17 protein-coding genes, 1 tRNA gene and 1 pseudogene are annotated in these 16,352 nt (G+C 63.3%); 10 read left to right on the top strand and 9 right to left on the bottom strand.

Annotated features, from left to right (window positions below):
* The first annotated feature begins 22 nt into the window (after positions 1 to 22).
* The 7 genes and pseudogenes from rpsM to F3K02_RS19630 all read left to right on the top strand — a co-directional run.
* A complete protein-coding gene (gene rpsM / locus F3K02_RS19600; protein WP_177137292.1) occupies positions 23 to 388 on the top strand; it encodes a 30S ribosomal protein S13 in 366 nt (121 codons plus the stop codon).
* Positions 389 to 406: 18 nt separating this feature from the next.
* Entirely contained in the window at positions 407 to 811 is a 405-nt protein-coding gene (gene rpsK / locus F3K02_RS19605; protein WP_066091821.1) for a 30S ribosomal protein S11, read from the top strand.
* 163 nt (positions 812 to 974) lie between these two features.
* On the top strand, positions 975 to 1,598 hold the full coding sequence (gene rpsD / locus F3K02_RS19610; protein WP_177137293.1) for a 30S ribosomal protein S4: 624 nt from the start codon (positions 975 to 977) through the stop codon (positions 1,596 to 1,598).
* 93 nt (positions 1,599 to 1,691) lie between these two features.
* The gene (locus F3K02_RS19615; protein ID WP_177137294.1) at positions 1,692 to 2,678 is read left to right on the top strand and encodes a DNA-directed RNA polymerase subunit alpha; all 987 of its coding nucleotides are present in this window, start codon (positions 1,692 to 1,694) and stop codon (positions 2,676 to 2,678) included.
* Between the two features lie 73 nt (positions 2,679 to 2,751).
* Positions 2,752 to 3,147 (top strand): 50S ribosomal protein L17, encoded by a 396-nt coding sequence (rplQ, locus tag F3K02_RS19620; protein WP_177137295.1) that lies wholly within the window; start codon positions 2,752 to 2,754, stop codon positions 3,145 to 3,147.
* Between the two features lie 17 nt (positions 3,148 to 3,164).
* Positions 3,165 to 3,241 (top strand) — tRNA-Met (locus F3K02_RS19625).
* 253 nt (positions 3,242 to 3,494) lie between these two features.
* Positions 3,495 to 3,887: pseudogene (locus tag F3K02_RS19630) on the top strand (integrase core domain-containing protein); the annotation flags it as partial.
* 4 nt (positions 3,888 to 3,891) lie between these two features.
* Here F3K02_RS19630 and F3K02_RS19635 read toward each other — a convergent pair.
* On the bottom strand, positions 3,892 to 4,821 hold the full coding sequence (locus F3K02_RS19635; RefSeq protein WP_210824623.1) for a LysR substrate-binding domain-containing protein: 930 nt from the start codon (positions 4,819 to 4,821) through the stop codon (positions 3,892 to 3,894).
* An 86-nt stretch (positions 4,822 to 4,907) separates the two neighbouring features.
* Between F3K02_RS19635 and F3K02_RS19640 the strand changes: the two genes are divergently transcribed.
* Positions 4,908 to 5,894: an amidohydrolase family protein gene (locus F3K02_RS19640; RefSeq protein WP_177137297.1), complete on the top strand. Its 987-nt coding sequence runs from the start codon at positions 4,908 to 4,910 to the stop codon at positions 5,892 to 5,894.
* 53 nt (positions 5,895 to 5,947) lie between these two features.
* The gene (locus F3K02_RS19645; RefSeq protein WP_177137298.1) at positions 5,948 to 6,922 is read left to right on the top strand and encodes a Bug family tripartite tricarboxylate transporter substrate binding protein; all 975 of its coding nucleotides are present in this window, start codon (positions 5,948 to 5,950) and stop codon (positions 6,920 to 6,922) included.
* A 102-nt stretch (positions 6,923 to 7,024) separates the two neighbouring features.
* On the opposite strand, the gene F3K02_RS19650 is transcribed toward F3K02_RS19645, so the two are convergent.
* The 6 genes from F3K02_RS19650 to F3K02_RS19675 form a co-directional block, all read right to left on the bottom strand.
* Positions 7,025 to 7,417: a RidA family protein gene (locus F3K02_RS19650; RefSeq protein WP_177137299.1), complete on the bottom strand. Its 393-nt coding sequence runs from the start codon at positions 7,415 to 7,417 to the stop codon at positions 7,025 to 7,027.
* A gap of 48 nt (positions 7,418 to 7,465) precedes the next feature.
* On the bottom strand, positions 7,466 to 9,118 hold the full coding sequence (locus F3K02_RS19655) for an AMP-binding protein (RefSeq protein WP_177137300.1): 1,653 nt from the start codon (positions 9,116 to 9,118) through the stop codon (positions 7,466 to 7,468).
* Between the two features lie 134 nt (positions 9,119 to 9,252).
* Positions 9,253 to 10,455, bottom strand: coding sequence for an acyl-CoA dehydrogenase family protein (locus tag F3K02_RS19660; RefSeq protein ID WP_177137301.1), 1,203 nt, complete (start codon positions 10,453 to 10,455; stop codon positions 9,253 to 9,255).
* A gap of 1 nt (position 10,456) precedes the next feature.
* Positions 10,457 to 11,311, bottom strand: a complete 855-nt coding sequence (locus F3K02_RS19665; RefSeq protein ID WP_177137302.1) for an enoyl-CoA hydratase family protein — start codon at positions 11,309 to 11,311, stop codon at positions 10,457 to 10,459.
* A 115-nt stretch (positions 11,312 to 11,426) separates the two neighbouring features.
* On the bottom strand, positions 11,427 to 11,918 hold the full coding sequence (locus F3K02_RS19670) for a MarR family winged helix-turn-helix transcriptional regulator (protein ID WP_177137303.1): 492 nt from the start codon (positions 11,916 to 11,918) through the stop codon (positions 11,427 to 11,429).
* 2 nt (positions 11,919 to 11,920) lie between these two features.
* Positions 11,921 to 14,311: a bifunctional salicylyl-CoA 5-hydroxylase/oxidoreductase gene (locus tag F3K02_RS19675; RefSeq protein ID WP_177137304.1), complete on the bottom strand. Its 2,391-nt coding sequence runs from the start codon at positions 14,309 to 14,311 to the stop codon at positions 11,921 to 11,923.
* A 123-nt stretch (positions 14,312 to 14,434) separates the two neighbouring features.
* Here F3K02_RS19675 and F3K02_RS19680 point away from each other — a divergent pair, with 123 nt between their 5' ends.
* A complete protein-coding gene (locus F3K02_RS19680) occupies positions 14,435 to 14,761 on the top strand; it encodes a DUF1840 domain-containing protein (RefSeq protein WP_177137305.1) in 327 nt (108 codons plus the stop codon).
* Between the two features lie 85 nt (positions 14,762 to 14,846).
* Here F3K02_RS19680 and F3K02_RS19685 read toward each other — a convergent pair whose 3' ends face one another.
* Positions 14,847 to 15,866, bottom strand: coding sequence for a Bug family tripartite tricarboxylate transporter substrate binding protein (locus F3K02_RS19685; RefSeq protein ID WP_177137306.1), 1,020 nt, complete (start codon positions 15,864 to 15,866; stop codon positions 14,847 to 14,849).
* Entirely contained in the window at positions 15,815 to 16,234 is a 420-nt protein-coding gene (locus F3K02_RS19690) for a hypothetical protein (protein WP_177137307.1), read from the bottom strand. The genes F3K02_RS19685 and F3K02_RS19690 overlap by 52 nt, the downstream gene beginning before the upstream one ends.
* Positions 16,235 to 16,352: the final 118 nt, after the last annotated feature.

A 16,352-nucleotide genomic window follows, 5' to 3' on the forward strand; every position in this document is an offset into this window, starting at 1 on the left:
TCGGTTCGTTTAGAGGAACATCATGGCTCGTATTGCAGGCATCAACATTCCGCCGCACAAGCACGCCGAAATCGGCTTGACGGCAATTTTTGGCATTGGCCGTACCCGCGCTCGCAAGATTTGCGAAGCTTGCGGTATCGACTACGCCAAGAAAATCAAGGACCTGACCGACGCGGAACTCGAAAAAGTTCGCGACCAGGTTGGCGTTTTCACGATCGAAGGCGATCTGCGCCGCGAAACGACCATGAACATCAAGCGTTTGATGGACATTGGTTGCTACCGTGGTTTCCGCCATCGCCGTGGCCTGCCAGTGCGTGGTCAGCGCACCAAGACCAATGCCCGCACCCGCAAGGGACCGCGCAAGGCAGCCCAGTCGCTGAAGAAATAAACGGTTTGAAGGACCCTCATGGCTAAGTCACCCAACAGCGCCGCATCCGCACGCGTTCGCAAGAAAGTCCGCAAGAACATTGCCGACGGCATTGCCCACGTGCACGCTTCGTTCAACAACACCATCATCACCATCACCGACCGCCAGGGCAACGCATTGTCCTGGGCTTCGTCGGGTGGTCAGGGTTTCAAAGGCTCGCGCAAGTCGACGCCCTTTGCCGCCCAGGTGGCTTCCGAGGTGGCTGGTCGTGCTGCCATCGAGCAGGGCATCAAGAACCTGGACGTCGAGATCAAGGGCCCAGGTCCTGGTCGTGAATCTTCGGTTCGTGCTCTGGGTGCCCTCGGCATCCGCATCAACTCGATCGCCGACGTGACGCCCGTGCCTCACAACGGCTGCCGCCCGCAGAAGCGCCGTCGCATCTGACGCCGTACCGCCGAGCGCGGTATACTCAAAAGCTTTTCTCAGCGCCACCGCAGTTTCTGCGGTGGCATTTTTTGCTAAGCCCACCGCCATCCCATGCAGGGAATGGCTCCCGCAATGGCATCTTCGCGATGCCGGTTGTGGCAGATAACTCAAGGAACCCAACGTGGCACGTTACCTCGGCCCCAAGGCCAAACTTTCCCGCCGTGAAGGCTCTGACCTGTTGCTCAAGAGCGCCCGCCGCTCCATCAGCGACAAGGCCAAGTTCGACTCCAAGCCCGGCCAGCACGGCCGCACCTCGGGTCAGCGCACCTCCGATTTCGGCCTGCAGCTGCGCGAGAAGCAAAAGGTCAAGCGCACCTACGGTGTGCTGGAGCGCCAGTTCCGCCGTTACTTCGCGGAAGCCGATCGCCGCCGTGGCAACACCGGCGCCAACCTGTTGTTCCTGCTCGAAGCACGTCTCGACAACGTGGTGTTCCGCATGGGTTTTGCCTCGACCCGCGCTGAAGCGCGCCAGATCGTGTCGCACAAGGCGATCACCGTCAATGGCCAGTCGGTCAACATTCCTTCTTACTCGGTGAAGGCCGGTGATGTCATCGCCGTGCGCGAGAAGTCGAAGAAGCAGGCCCGCGTGATCGAAGCGCTGGAACTGGCCAAGCAGATCGGTTTCCCGGCCTGGGTCGACGTGTCCGTCGACAAGGCTGAAGGCGTTTTCAAGAAGTCGCCCGACCGCGACGAATTCGCCTCCGATGTCAACGAATCGCTGATCGTCGAACTGTATTCCCGTTAATTTCGTTCCCGGTCACTGCTTCATGGCAGCGGCCGGGCCATGCTCCGTCTGCCTTATCGGTGTAACGAGCCGAGGGTACTGAAGGAAGTCTGAATGCTGAACAATCTGCTCAAGCCCAAAACCATCAACGTCGAGCAAATTTCGACCAATCGCGCCAAAGTGACCCTGGAGCCCTTTGAGCGTGGCTACGGTCACACGCTGGGCAATGCGCTGCGTCGCGTGCTGCTGTCTTCCATGACGGGCCACGCGCCCACCGAAGTCACCATCGCGGGCGTGGTGCACGAGTACTCTTCCATTGATGGCGTGCAGGAAGACGTCGTCAACATGTTGCTGAACCTCAAGGGCGTGGTTTTCAAGCTCCACAACCGCGACGAAGTGACCCTGAGCCTGCGCAAGGATGGCGAAGGCTTGGTCACGGCGGCTGACATCCAGACGCCGCACGACGTCGAGATCGTCAACCCCGGTCACGTCATTGCCACCCTGTCGGCCGGCGCCAAGCTGGACATGCAGATCAAGGTCGAAAAAGGCCGTGGTTATGTGCCGGGCAGCCTGCGCCGCAACGATGACCAGTCGCGTTCACTGGGCCGTATCGTGCTCGACGCTTCGTTCTCGCCTGTGAGGCGCGTGAGCTACACCGTCGAAAGCGCCCGCGTTGAGCAGCGTACCGACCTCGACAAGCTGGTTCTGGAAATTGAAACCAACGGTTCCATCGGTCCGGAAGAAGCCGTTCGTGCTTCGGCCAAGATCCTTGTGGAACAGCTGGCGGTGTTCGCTCAGCTCGAAGGCGTGGAATTGTCGGCATTCGACGCCCCTGCCCAGCGCAGTTCGCAGCAGTTTGATCCAATCCTGTTGCGTCCGGTGGACGAGCTCGAACTCACCGTGCGTTCGGCCAACTGCCTCAAGGCCGAGAACATCTATTACATCGGTGACCTGATCCAGCGCACCGAGAACGAGCTGCTCAAGACCCCCAACCTGGGTCGCAAGTCGCTCAACGAAATCAAGGAAGTGCTCGCATCGCGTGGCCTGACCTTGGGTATGAAGCTTGAAAACTGGCCGCCGGCTGGTCTCGACAAGCACTGAACTCGTCGATCAACGTCTGACGAACTCCCAGTACCTGACACGGCTGGGGGCAAAACACTGAAAGGAAATTACCATGCGTCACGGACACGGACTTCGCAAACTCAACCGCACCAGCGAGCACCGCCTCGCCATGCTGCGCAACATGATGAACTCGCTGCTCACGCACGAAGTCATCAAGACCACGGTGCCCAAGGCCAAAGAGCTGCGCCGCGTGGTTGAACCCATGATCACCCTGGCCAAAGTGGCCACTGTGGCCAACCGCCGCCTGGCGTTTGACCGTCTGCGCGACCGCGATGTGGTCGTCAAGCTGTTCAACGAACTCGGCCCGCGCTTTGCTGCACGTCCCGGTGGCTATACCCGCATCCTGAAAATGGGGTACCGCGTGGGTGACAATGCACCCATGGCGTTGGTCGAACTGGTGGACCGCGCAGAAGATGCCGCCCCAGCGGCAGATGACGCTAAAGCGTGATAGAATACAAGGCTTGACGCGGAGTGGAGCAGCCTGGTAGCTCGTTGGGCTCATAACCCAAAGGTCGCAAGTTCAAATCTTGCCTCCGCAACCAATAAAATCAAGCACTTAGCTTGTCAAAAAGCCCACGGTAACGTGGGCTTTTTTGTTTGTGTCGAGGTTTGTGACGAGGTCTGTGCCGTCACAGCCAGGCCGAGTTCGGTTTGTGACCTTTGGGTACTCGCCAGAATCGCTCCGATGGTCATGCCCATTGGGTAGATTTCGGTCTACGTACAAGCAAATGACGGTGCGTGAAATCGCCGGGTCAAGTCAATCCGTTGCCAACATGGGCGGACCATGTAGGCGGTTCAATTGACGACCATGCCTGAATCGCCTTTACGGCCATGCACCCGGATGAGAAGACGCCGCAGGCGGTGCGATTCCTTCGCGATGCGGTCGACAACGGCGCTGCGTTTCGCTCCCGCGAGTTCGCTCGGGCCTGCCAGGCGCTGGGCATCGTTCACAAGTTCACCCGAGCCTACCGGCAGCAGACCAACGGGAAGGCCGAGCACTTCATTCAATCGGCCCTGCGCGAGTGGGCCTACGGTTGGACATACCAGAACTCGGAGCACCGCACGCAGGCGCTGACCAGCTGGCTGCAGCACTACAACTGGCACCGGCCACACAGCGGTATCGGCGGCCAACCCCCCATGTCCAGACTCTCCGCCTCAGCAAACAACCTCTTGACTCTTCACAATTAGTCGCTCACGGGTTTCGATTGCGATGGTATTCAAACTCTCGTTTTAATAGCTTGAGCAAGTGCCTCGCTGCTGGTGTGAGGCTTGATGCACTGCGGTGAACCAAGCAGATTTCGGTTTCCGTCGCCCTCTCCTGTATCGGCACCTTCTGTAACAACCCATTGGTCACGCCAGAGTTCACCCACTGATCTGGCAGCAGGGCCAGCAGGTCGTTGCCGGCCAACAGAGCTAGCAAGGCGGTGACATATTCGCACTGCATCACAGGTGTGGGCGCGTTCAAACCATGTGCTGAGAAAAAGCGTTCATATTCCCGCATAGGCTGTCCTGTGGCGCCCGTCAGCACCCAGTCGGCATTGATGAGCTGTCGCAGGCTCTGGGCATGCCGCAGCGGGTGCTTGCGACTGCAGACCACCACCCGAGTCTCTTTGAGGATGGTTGACACCAGAAATGCCTCACCAAGGCCGAAGGTCGGGCGAGGGCCAATGGAAAAATCCAGGGTACCTGCCTGGAGTTCGGGCAGGACCGATGGGAAATTGCCAGTCGTCACGCGAACGTAGACATCAGGCATCTCCTTTCGGAACGTCCTCATCGCATCAGCTAAGCCGATGAGGGATGGTGCGCCCGACACTCCGATAGCGACGGTGCTTCGTCCACTTCGTGACAGTTGATTCACTTCGTTCTTTCCCCTGTCCAGCTCATGCCAGGCCAGTTCGGCGCGAACGAGGAAGGCCGCGCCCGATGGGGTCAGGCTCACTCCTTTGGCGCTGCGGTTGATCAGCACGGCACCAAGGTCCTCTTCAAGCTGGCGAATGCTCTTGCTCAATGTAGGTTGTGCCAGGTTCAGGCTGCGGGCTGCAGAGCGAAGGCTTCCCGTGTTGGCGACTGCGATGAAATCACGAATCTGATGCATCTTCATAGGGCGAATGGTGAAAGCCATTGGTTATCACAGAGCATAAATTTTCATCTATCCCAGCGAGTCACGGACACCTAGAGTCGAGACACCACTTTTTGATATGCCTACCCATGCCCAGCACGCCCCCCCGCTATGTTGATGTTCACCATCACATCCTGCCTGAACCCTATGTGCGCGCTGTTGGCGCAAAGGCTATCGGTCAACAAGGTTCCTCCGGCAAGGTGCCCCCCTGGAGCGTCAACGCGGCCATCGAGGGCATGGACAAGGCCGGTATCCAGATGGCGATCACTTCGGTGTCATCGCCAGGATTTCGAGGGTTAACCGCAGAAGCGCAAGCGACCACTGCGCGCTGGTGCAACGACTTCGCAGCAGAACTCTGCAGCCAGCATCCCCGACGATTCGGCATGTTCGCTTCTTTACCCATGGCGGATATCCATGCGTCCCTGCAAGAGCTGGTGCACGCGATGGACACGCTCCGCAGCGATGGGGTCTGTCTGCTGAGCAACTGGGACGGGCATTACTTGGGCGAAAACCGCTTCGCTCCACTTCATCAAGAGCTGAACCGAAGAAAAGCCACGGTATTTGTACACCCCACATCACCTTACAACGAGGTGACCATCGACCGCCTGTCCGCTTCCACTCTGGAGTTCCCATTTGATACGACGCGAACGCTTGCGTCGCTGGTCTTCGGTGGCACCCTATCGAAATATCCGGACATCCGCTGGATTTTTTCCCACGCCGGCGGAGCCATGCCCTATCTGAGCGGTCGCATTGAGACACTGACCACGAACAATCCCGCACTTCGAGAACACATACCTAATGGGTTCGGCGTCGAACTGGGCAAGCTGTATTTCGACTGCGCACTGTCGGTAAACGCCACGGCAATGACAGCGCTGGCCATGGCGGTCCCCGCGAGCCGCCTGCTGTTCGGTACCGACTATCCATTCGGCCCCAGCGATCAAATGCAATCGACAGTGACTGGTGTTGAAAAACTCGACTGGAACAGAGAGCGTCAGTCCGCACTTGCGCACCGCAACGCGATGGAGCTTTTTCCACGAGTAGCCGCAGTGCTGGGTGAGCCAGTTGCTAGGGCTTGAACCGCTTTTTGTATTTTCCGCCTTGCCCACCGTCAGAACTCCAAGGAGACACCATGCGCCTGATCCATTCCCTCATTGCTGCTGCCATGTTCGCATCCATGGCATTGCACACTCACAACGCATTCAGCCAGGAAAAATTTCCCTCCAAAGCAATGCGTCTGATCGTGCCATTTGCTGCTGGGGGCGGTAACGACGCGGTAGCCCGCCTGCTGGCAGAGAACATGTCCAAACGATTGGGGCAGCCCATCGTGGTGGAGAATCGCACGGGAGCGGGCGGAAACATTGGGACAGACTTCGTGGCAAAAGCTCCGGCCGACGGTTACACGCTTGTCCACGTTGCCAACACGGTGGTGGTCAACCCGTTTTTGTACAAGACGCTGCCATTTGATGTTCAGTCCGATCTGGCCCCTGTCGGGTTAATTGCCACGGCGCCACTATGGGTGTTGGCGAACCCAACGTCAAACATCAATTCGCTCGCCGCTCTGGCCGCGCAGATCAAGGGTGGTAGCAAGCAGCTGTCCTACGCCACACCTGGCACGGGCACCCCCCACCACTTTGCGATGGAGTTGTTCACCTCGCGCTTGGGTGGACAACTGATGCATGTGCCCTACAAAGGCGCTGGCCCCGCACTCACAGACGTGTTGGGTGGGCATGTGCCATTGCTGGTGTCGACACCACAATCTGTAAATGACATGGTCAAGTCGGGAAGGTTGAATCTGTTGGCCACCATGGAAGCCAAGCGATCTGAAGTGCAGCGGGAGGTGCCCTCTGCCGCTGAATTGTTGTCCGGATTTGAGGTTTCCATCTGGCATGGGTTGATGGCACCCTCCAAGACTCCCCCGCAAGTGATGAGCTTCCTCAGCGACGTTCTCGCCCAATCTTTGGCCGATCCGCAACTCCAAAAGAAGCTGCAGGCAATAGGCTTCAGCGCGCAGTTCGAATCAGCATCGGTAATGAAATCTCGCATTGAGACCGACTTGAAAACCTGGAAACAAGTGGCCAAGAACGCAGGCATCGTTCCGGAGTGAATCCGCCCATCCGGAACTGCCAGAGTTCCTCAACATAGCCCGCGTCAGCGGGCTATGTTGCTACTGTTCGTGCCTCGTGTGGATCGCCGGTCGCCGGCGGAATCAGTCCGGCAGCACCGCGGTCACTTCGATCTCGATCTGGGCCCGCTCTTCCACCAGAGCGCTCACCTCCACGCAGGTCATGGCCGGGAAATTTTTCCCCATCACCTCGCGGTACACGGTGCCCAGTTCACGCAGCCGGGTGTTGTACTCCTCGCGGTCGACGATGTACCAGGTCATGCGCACCATGTGTTCGGGACCAGCGCCCGCGCAGGCAAGCACGGCATGAATGTTCATCAGCGCCTGGCGGGTCTGGGCGATGAAGTCGTCGGACTCGAACACCTGTTCGGCATTCCAGCCGATTTGCCCACCGACAAACACCAGCGTGCCGCGAGCCGCCACGCCGTTCGCGTATCCCTTGGGGGTGGCCCAGCCGGGCGGTTGCAGTCGTTTCATGGATGGGGTTGAAGTCGTTGGGTTGAGGGGATCTGACCGTTGCCCTGTTCAGGCACGGGCTTCAGCGGCAAGCTTGCGCAGCGCGAATCGCTGCAACTTTCCCGTTTCGGTGCGCGGGAGCTGCGACACAAAGAGCACGTCGCGGGGGTATTTGTAGGGTGCGAGTGTGTGCTTCACATGGTCCTGCAGTGCCTTGATCTGCGCGGCGTCGGCGGTCTCGCCGGGCTTGAGCACCACGTAGGCCACGATCACCATGCCGCGTTCGTCATCGGGGCGTCCGACCACGCCACATTCGGCGACCGCGGGGTGTTGCAGCAAGGCGGCTTCAACCTCGGGGCCGGCCACGTTGTAGCCGGCGGTGATGATCATGTCGTCGGTGCGGGCCTGGTAGGTGAAATAACCGTCGGCGTCCTGGCTGAAGGCATCGCCGGGAAAATTCCAGCCAGCCTGCACGTATTGCGCCTGCCGCACATCGTCGAGGTAGCGGCAGCCGGTCGGACCTTTGACCGCCAGCCGACCCACCTGGCCTCGGGGGACTTCCTGGCCCGTCTCATCCACGATCCGGGCTTCGTAGCCGGGAACGACCTGGCCAATGGCGCCCCGCTTGACGCTTTCGGGCGCGGAGGAGATGAAGATGTGGAACATCTCGGTGGCACCGATGCCGTCCAGCATCTCCAGACCACTGGCTTCTTTCCACAGCTGCCGTGTGGCGTCGGGCAGGCCCTCGCCGGCGCTCACGCTGAGGCGCAACCGCCCCACGCCATGCTGGCGGGCGAACGCTGCCATCTGGCGGTAGAAGGTGGGTGCGGTGTAGCAGATGGTGGCACCGACCCGGTTCATCAGCACCACCATCGCCTCGGGCGTGTAGGGGATGCTGGGGAAATAGACCGACGCGCCCGCGTACATGGGGAACACCAGCAGGCCACCCAGGCCAAAGGTGAACGCCAGCGGGGGCGAGCCCATGACGATGTCGTCGGGTGTGGCACGCAACACGTGGCGCGGCCAGGTCTCGCAGGCCGCGATCAGGTCGCGGTGGGTGTGCACGGCGGCCTTGGGTTTACCGGTGGTGCCCGAGGTGAAGGCCAGCAGGGCGATGTCATCGCTGCTCGTTGGGCAGGGCGGTGTGGCGTCGGCGGGTTGGTGGCGCGCCAGGGCTTCCAGTGAATCGGGCAGTACCACTTCAGCATCGCCAGTGTTGAACAGGCGCACGGGCAGGGGCGCAGTGTCGGGGTCGGCGGCCAGCGCGGTCCTGAGTTCGTCCTGCAGCTTCACATCGCACAGCGCGGCACTGGGCCGGGCCTTGGCGATGACGGCTTGCAGTTCCACCGCGCGCAACAGCGGCATCGTGGCCACGGCGATCAGGCCGGACTGCACGACGGCGAGCCAGGCCAGCGCCATGGCGATGGAGTTGCCACCCCGCAGCAGCACGCGGTTGCCGGGGATCAGTCCCAGATCGTGCGTCAGCACATGGGCCATCCGGTTCACTTCAGCGCGGGCCTCGGCGTAGGTGAGCGTGCGTTCGTCGCTGCGAAACAGCGGTCGATGGGCATGCCCCTGGGCGAAGGCGCGGTCAAACAGGGTCTGTACCGCGTTGAGTTGCGCGGGCAACTGCAACTCGGGCAGGTCGTAGCGCAGCTCCGGCCACTGTTCGGGCGGGGGCAGGCGGTCGTGAACGAATCGATCAGTTTGTGCAGATGGCATGTGGGTCTCCTGTACTCAGTCTGCATTCGCGATCGGCGCGTCATGCCCAAACCTGGGAATGCCGCGGAACCGGCTTGGCCGGGGCACAGGCATTGCCCACTTATGGAGGGCGCGCGAAGCGCGGCGGGGGTGTTTCATTTCAATGCGTTTTTGCCGAGGATGAGCAACTGCACCTCGCTCGCGCCTTCGTAAATGCGCAGCGAACGGATGTCGCGGTAGAGGTGCTCGATGGTCTGGCCCACCTGCACGCCGCGTCCGCCGAACATCTGCAGCGCCATGTCGATCACGCGCTGGGCGTTCTCGGTGGCGGTGAGCTTGGCGCTGGCGGCCGCTGCGGTGTAGGCTGGTGTGCCCGCGCCCTGGGTGGCGCTGCAGTCGCGTTGCCAGGCGGCGCGGTAGGTCAACAGGGCGGCGGCGTCAATAAGTGCGCTCATCTCGCCGAGCTTCGCCTGCGTGAGCTGGAAGTCCCCCAGGGTCTGGCCGAACATCTTGCGGGTCTTGGCGTGGGTCACGGCTTCGGCAAACGCACGACGCGCCATGCCCAGTGCGGCCGCTGCCACCGAGGCGCGGAAGATGTCGAGCGTCCGCATGGCGAGTTTGAAACCGCCGTTGACGGGGCCAAGCAGGGCATCTGTGCCCACCGCGCAGTTGTTGAATGCCAGGGTGGCCAGCGGGTGCGGTGCCATGACCTGGATGTGCGCGCTGCTGTCCAGGCCCGGTGTGCCGGCGTCCACGATGAAGGCGCTGATGCCGCGCGCACCCGCGCCGGGGTCGGTCTTGGCAAACACCACATAGAAGTCGGCCAGATCGCCGTTGCTGATCCAGGTTTTGCAGCCGTTGAGCGCCCAGCCGCTGCCGGTCTGCACCGCCTGCGTGGCCATGGCGGCCACATCGGAGCCGGCTTCCGGCTCGCTGAGCGCAAACGCAGCGATCTTCTCGCCCGTGGCCACCGCGCTCAGGTAGCGGGCCTGCTGCGCTGGCGTGCCGGCGAGCGTGATGGCGCCGCTGCCCAGTCCCTGCATGGCGAAGGCGAAGTCGGCCAGGGGGGAGTGGTAGGCCAGGGTCTCGCGCAGGATCACCAGCGCGCGCGAATCGAGTGCAGGCAAGGCGCCGCCGTGGGCCTCGGGCACGCAGTAACGCAGCCAGCCGGCCGCACCCAGGCGCTGCACCCACTCTTTGCAGGCGGCGCGGTCGTCGGACTCGCCCACCTTCTGTTCGTGCGTCCAGGCCACGAGGCCGTTGGCGAGTGCGCGGTGGGCGTCGTCGAAGAAAGGCAGTTCGAGGTGCGCGGTCGGCGCCAGCGCACCGTGCGGGTGGGGGTGTTCGAAGGCGACCATCTCAGTCGCCCTCAAAAACGGGGCGCTGTTTGGCTGCAAACGCCTCGTACGCGCGCCGGAAGTCCTGTGTCTGCATGCAGATGGCCTGGGCCTGGGCTTCGGCTTCGATGGCCTGGTCCAGCGTCATGGCCCACTCCTGGTGCAGCATGGTCTTGGTCATGCCGTGGGCGAAGGTGGGGCCTTGGGCGAGCTGGGCCGCGAGCTTGTGGGCGGCGGGCAACAGCGCGGCGCTGTCGTGCAGCGCGTTGAAGAAGCCCCAGGCGTGGCCTTCGGTGGCCGACATGGCGCGGCCGGTGAACAGCAGCTCGCTCGCCCGGCCCTGGCCGATCATGCGCGGCAGCAAGGCGCAGGCGCCCATGTCGGCACCGGCCAGGCCGACGCGGGTGAACAGGAAGGCCACGGTGGCGGAGGGCGTACCCAGGCGCAGGTCCGAGGCCAGGGCCATCATCGCGCCGGCCCCCGCGCACACGCCGTCCAGCGCGGCCACGATGGGCTGCGGGCAGGCGCGCATGGCGCTCACCAGCGCGCCCGTCATGCGGGTGAAGGCCAGCAGCTCGGGCATGCTCATCTTCGTGAGCGGGCCGATGATTTCGTGCACGTCGCCGCCCGAGCAGAAGTTGTTGCCTGCGCCGGTGAGCACCACGGCCTTGATGTCGGTGGCGCGCTGCAGAGCCAGGAACCAGTCGCGCAACTCGGCGTAGGAATCGAACGTCAGCGGGTTCTTGCGCTCGGGGCGGTTGAGCGTGACGGTGGCCACGCCTTCGCTGACGTTGAGGGCAAAGTGTTGAGGCGTGGTGTCGGCCATGGCGCTGTACTGGCCACGCATGGGGTTGTGGTCTGGAATAGGGTGTTTCATTCTGCAAAAGCCTTTCCGGCGTGAGTGTCTGCACAAGACACACCACGGAACTGGCTTTGCCAGGCCGTGGGTGTGGTCCCCCATTGGGGGGAAGACGCGAAGCGGCGCAGGGGGGTCATTCGCCCCCCTGGTTGATGTCGAGCTGGTGTTGTTTGACCTTGCCCAGCAGTTTGTGCAGGTTGTCGAGATCGCGGGCGCTCAGGCCTTCAAAGGCTGCCACGATCCATTGTTCGTGTTGCCGGGCCATGTCGACAAACTGCTCACGGCCGTGGTCGGTCAGTCGAACGCGAAAGGCGCGCCGGTCGCCATCGACGCCCATGCGTTCCACCAGACCTTCGGCCACCAGCTGGTCGGTGATGCCGGTGACGTTGCCCCCCGTGACCATGAGCCGGTGCGAGAGCTCCTTCATCTTCAGGCCCTCGGGGTGGCGTTCCAGTTGGGCCATGAGGTCGAAGCGCGGCAGGGTGGTGTCGAAGTTTTCCCGCAGGCCCGTGCGCACGCGTTTTTCGATCAGCTGCGAGCAGGTCAGCAGCCGTAGCCACAGACGCAGTTCGTGCGCGTGTTCGCTGTGGGCGCGGGCTTCGAGATCGAGGGTGTCGGGGTTCATGCTCATGGGGCCTCGGCGGGGTCCGGTGTGGCGACGCTGCCTTGCAAGGTCTGCTGGCGCGCGACCTCGCGGTAGAGCTGGTCGCGCCCGCTTTCGTAGGGGCGCGGCCATTCAATGGCGCGGGTCTGCAGTTTGGCCGCTTCGTGCAGCGTCCAGGCCGGGTCGGCCAGGTGGGCCCGGGCCACGGCGCAGAGGTCGGCGCGGCCGGCGCCGATGATGCTGTTGGCGTGGTCGGCCTCGGTGATGGCGCCCACGGCCATGGTCAGGATGCCGGCTTCGTTGCGCACGCGGTCGGCGAACGGTGTCTGGTACATGCGGCCATAGACCGGTTTGGCCTGGCGCGTGGTCTGACCCGAAGACACGTCGATCACGTCGCAGCCGGCGGCCTTGAACAGCCGGGCCATGGCCACCGCGTCGTCGGGCGTGTTGCCGCCGGGTGCCCAGTCGTGTGCCGAGATCCGCACGCTCATGGGTTTGTCGGCCGGCCACACCGCGCGCATGGCGGCAAACACCTCCAGCGGGTAGCGGCAGCGGTTGTCCAGCGAGCCACCGTAGTCGTCGGTGCGCTCATTGGTTAGCGGGCAGATGAAGGCCGAGAGCAGGTAGCCGTGGGCGCAGTGCAGTTCGAGCCAGTCGAAACCCGCGGCGGCGGCGCGCCGGGTGGACTCGACAAAGGCCGCCGTCATGGCGTCCATGTCGGCGCGGGTCATGGCGCGCGGCACCTGGTTCTGCGGACCGTAGGGCAGGGCGCTGGCCGAGAGCAGAGGCCAGTTGCCGGCGGGCAGCGGTTCGTCGATCTGTTCCCAGCCGAGCTGGGTCGAACCCTTGGCACCGCTGTGGCCGAGCTGGAGGCCGATCTTTGCGCTGCTGCGGGTGTGCACGAAATCCGCGATGCGCGCGAAGGCCGCCTGTTGTTCGTCGTTCCACAGGCCGGGGCAACCCGGGGTGATGCGGCCTTCGGGCGTGGGACTGGTCATTTCCACCATCACCAGGGCCGCGCCGCCCATGGCGCGCGCGCCCAGGTGCACCAGGTGGTAGTCGCCCGCCACGCCGTCGGTTGCACTGTATTGCGCCATGGGCGAGACGACGATGCGGTTCTTGAGCGTCAGTCCGCGCACGGTCAGCGGCAGCAGCATGGGTGGCGTGGGATGGCGGCCGACGGTGGCACCAGGCCGGGCCTGGTGCTCCAGCCAGGCTTCATAACCTTCGAGCCACTGCGGATCGCGCAGGCGCAGGTTTTCGTGGCTGATGCGCTGGCTGCGCGTGAGCAGCGAGTAGGCGAACTGCTGGATGTCCATGCCGGTGTAGCGGTCCACGTTCTCAAACCACTCGGTGGAGTTGCGCGCGGCGTTCTGGATCTTCAGCACCTCCACGCTGCGGCGTGCCTCGTAGCCTTTCAGCACTTCCTCCATCGATTCGCTGCGCCCAGCCGCATCGCGGAATTCGTCGGCCAGGTCGATCGCGTCTTCCAGCGCGAGCTTGGTGCCGCTGCCGATGGAGAAGTGGGCCGTGTGGGCCGCGTCGCCCATGAGCACGATGGGCGTGGGCTTGCCGGCAATGTCCTGCCAGTGCACCCAGGTCTGGCAGATCACGCGCGGAAAGCGGATCCAGTTGGCCGAGCCGCGCAGGTGTTTGGCGTTGCTGATGAGGGGGTTGCCATCGAGGTATCTCGCGAACAGCTTTTCGCAGAAAGCCACACCTTCCTCCTGACTCATGTGTTCAAGGCCGTGGGTTTGCCACACATCTTCCGGCGTTTCGACGATGAAGGTCGAGGTTTGATCGTCAAACTTGTAGGCGTGGGCCTGAAACCAGCCGTGTTCGGTCTGTTCGAATGCAAACGTGAAGGCGTCAAAGGTCTTCTGGGTGCCGAGCCAGACGAAGCGGCATTTGCGCGTGTCGATGTCGGGCTGGTAAGTGTTTTCGTAGCGCGTGCGGATGCGGCTGTTGAGGCCGTCGCTGGCGATCACGAGGTCGGCGTTGTACTGCTGAGCGAGCGCCTGGTCGTCGGTTACGTCGGTTTCGAACACCAGATCCACACCCAGCGCCAGGCAACGTTCCTGCAGGATGTTGAGCAGGCGCTTGCGGCCGATGCCGATGAAGCCATGACCGGTGGAGCGCACGCTGCGGTCTTTGTAGAAGACTTCGATGTCGTCCCAGTGGTTGAAGGCGTCGGCCATCTGCTGCGCCGACTCCGGGTCGGCGCGCTTCAGGTTCTGCAGCGTCTGGTCAGAAAACACCACCCCCCAGCCAAAGGTGTCGAACGGCCGGTTGCGCTCGACCACCGTGACCTGCAGGTCCGGGTAGCGGCGCTTCATGAGCAGGCCGAAATAGAGGCCCGCCGGGCCGCCGCCGATGCACAGGATGCGCCGCAGCGCTGGAAGTGGGGTGTTCATGCCTAATTAGTTTAGGCCTGAATTAAATTCATCCAATCGGGAAAACCCGCATGCTGTTGACCCAAACGGTGGTCCGGCTGGGCGGTTGGTGCAAGAATGAACCATCAACCCAAGGAGGCAATCATGTCCCTGTACCGCTTTAAATCACGTGAAACCGGCGATCTCGTCATGCTGCAACCGCATGGCAAACGCATCCTGGAAATCCTGGGCAAAGACCCTTCGGGCCCCGGCATCGTGCAGCCCGATCAGATGGCCGCGGCGGTCCGGGCGCTGCAGGACGCGATCGTGGCCGAAGAGGCCGAGCACAAGCGGCTGAAGGAAGAAGCCGCTGCGCAGGGTGAGGTGCCACCGGAATTCGAGACGGTGAGCCTGCGCATGCGCAGCGCACCGTTTATCGAGATGCTCAAGCGCTGCGAGCAGGCGAAGGTGGACATCGTCTGGGGGGTGTGAGGCTGTAGCCCCCCTGCGTCCCGCGCTTGGCAGCGCGGACCGGGGCTCCACCGCTGCGCGGGTCGCTGTCCCCCGAGGGGGCGGGTCAGTCCACCTTCGCGCCCGAGGCTTTGACCACCGCGGCCCATTTGTCGATCTCGGCATCGATCTGGCGGGCAAACGCTGGCGGCGTGTCGCCGCCGGGGATGGCCCCGAGCGACAGCAGGCGTTCTTTCACCGCAGGCAGGTTGAGCGCCTTTGATGTCTCCTGCTGCAGGCGGTTGACGATCTCGGGAGGTGTGCCCACGGGCGCGAGCAGGCCGAACCAGGAACTGGCTTCAAAACCTGGCAGGGCGCCGGCTTCGGCCACTGTGGGCAGCTCGGGCATGCTGTCCGAGCGCACCGCGCTGGTCACCGCGAACGCCTTGAGGCTGCCCGATCTGATGTGGGGCATGGCCGAGGGCAGGTTGTCGAACATCACGTCCATCTGTCCCCCGATCAGGTCCTTCAGGGCCGGGCCGGACCCCCGGTAGGGGATGTGGGTCATGAAGATTCCCGTGCGCGCCTTGAACAGCTCGCCCGCGAGGTGGATGGAGGTGCCATTGCCGCTGGACGCCATGTTGAGCTGGCCCGGGTGGGCTTTGGCGTAGCGCACGAAATCCGGCACCGACTGGATGCCCAGCTCCTGCGCTCTCTTTGAGTTCATGACCATCACGTTGGGCACCCCGGCCACCAGGGTGATGGGTGCAAAGTCTTTTTGCGGATCGTAGGGCAGGCTGGCGTAGAGCGACTTGTTGATGCCGTGCGTGCCGACGGTGCCCATGAGCAGGGTGTGGCCGTCGCCAGCCGACTTGGCCACGATTTCCGCGCCAATGTTGCCGCCAGCGCCACCCCGGTTGTCCACCACGAAGGGCTGCCCCAGGGCTTTGCTCAGCTCGGGTGCCAGGACGCGGGCGAGGATGTCGGTGGTTCCGCCCGGGGCAAAGGGCACCACGATGCGCACCGGCTTGGACGGCCACGCGCCCTGCGCGGCGACCAGGCCCGGCAGCACCAGCGCGGCGGCGCCCAGGGCCATCAGCAGTCGGCGTCGGGCACGGTGGGTGGGTTGTCGGGGGCTGGCGCGCATGGGTGTCTCCTGAAGGTTGTCTGCAATTGCGGCCGCAGGGGCAGACCCGTCACGATGCCCAGCGCGCGTGCCGCTTCGTTGGCGTGGCTGACCACGCCGCAGGCCAGTGTAGAAGCGGCCTGTCCGATGCAGGCGCTCGTATGCGACACCGTGCAGGCGGCCAGCCCCTGGACCTGCAAGAGCGCCAGGCCGGCGACGCCCGCCGCGTCTTTGCCCACACCCGCGTCGTTGAACACCGACAGCAGCGGCCGCACGGCCAGCGCATAGCGGGCCGAACTCAAACCCCCATGCGAACCACTCAAAGCAATGCAGCCCGCGTCGGCGGGCTGCAATTCGGTGATGGAGTCCACCACCCTCATCGGGATCATGCCGCCACCTCGTCTCTCCGGTGCGCGTGCCCTGACCCAGTGGATGCCGTGGAACCGGCTCTGCCGGGCCACAGGCATCGTCCCCTGGAGGGGACGGCGCAGAGCGCCGCAGGGGTGA

This window comes from Hydrogenophaga aromaticivorans, assembly GCF_013387465.1.
GTDB classification, from domain to species: domain Bacteria; phylum Pseudomonadota; class Gammaproteobacteria; order Burkholderiales; family Burkholderiaceae_C; genus Hydrogenophaga; species Hydrogenophaga aromaticivorans.

Bases quoted from the DNA above. Each gene is read 5' to 3' on its own strand.
- rpsM (WP_177137292.1), top strand. From the start codon at position 23: ATGGCTCGTATTGCAGGCATCAACATTCCGCCGCACAAGCACGCCGAA.
- F3K02_RS19685 (WP_177137306.1), bottom strand. From the start codon at position 15,866: ATGCGCGCCAGCCCCCGACAACCCACCCACCGTGCCCGACGCCGACTG.
- F3K02_RS19665 (WP_177137302.1), bottom strand. From the start codon at position 11,311: ATGAAACACCCTATTCCAGACCACAACCCCATGCGTGGCCAGTACAGC.
- F3K02_RS19690 (WP_177137307.1), bottom strand. From the start codon at position 16,234: ATGATCCCGATGAGGGTGGTGGACTCCATCACCGAATTGCAGCCCGCC.
- F3K02_RS19615 (WP_177137294.1), top strand. From the start codon at position 1,692: ATGCTGAACAATCTGCTCAAGCCCAAAACCATCAACGTCGAGCAAATT.
- F3K02_RS19680 (WP_177137305.1), top strand. From the start codon at position 14,435: ATGTCCCTGTACCGCTTTAAATCACGTGAAACCGGCGATCTCGTCATG.
- F3K02_RS19645 (WP_177137298.1), top strand. From the start codon at position 5,948: ATGCGCCTGATCCATTCCCTCATTGCTGCTGCCATGTTCGCATCCATG.
- F3K02_RS19670 (WP_177137303.1), bottom strand. From the start codon at position 11,918: ATGAACCCCGACACCCTCGATCTCGAAGCCCGCGCCCACAGCGAACAC.
- F3K02_RS19660 (WP_177137301.1), bottom strand. From the start codon at position 10,455: ATGGTCGCCTTCGAACACCCCCACCCGCACGGTGCGCTGGCGCCGACC.
- F3K02_RS19655 (WP_177137300.1), bottom strand. From the start codon at position 9,118: ATGCCATCTGCACAAACTGATCGATTCGTTCACGACCGCCTGCCCCCG.
- F3K02_RS19650 (WP_177137299.1), bottom strand. From the start codon at position 7,417: ATGAAACGACTGCAACCGCCCGGCTGGGCCACCCCCAAGGGATACGCG.
- F3K02_RS19635 (WP_210824623.1), bottom strand. From the start codon at position 4,821: ATGGCTTTCACCATTCGCCCTATGAAGATGCATCAGATTCGTGATTTC.
- F3K02_RS19675 (WP_177137304.1), bottom strand. From the start codon at position 14,311: ATGAACACCCCACTTCCAGCGCTGCGGCGCATCCTGTGCATCGGCGGC.
- rpsK (WP_066091821.1), top strand. From the start codon at position 407: ATGGCTAAGTCACCCAACAGCGCCGCATCCGCACGCGTTCGCAAGAAA.
- F3K02_RS19640 (WP_177137297.1), top strand. From the start codon at position 4,908: ATGCCCAGCACGCCCCCCCGCTATGTTGATGTTCACCATCACATCCTG.
- rplQ (WP_177137295.1), top strand. From the start codon at position 2,752: ATGCGTCACGGACACGGACTTCGCAAACTCAACCGCACCAGCGAGCAC.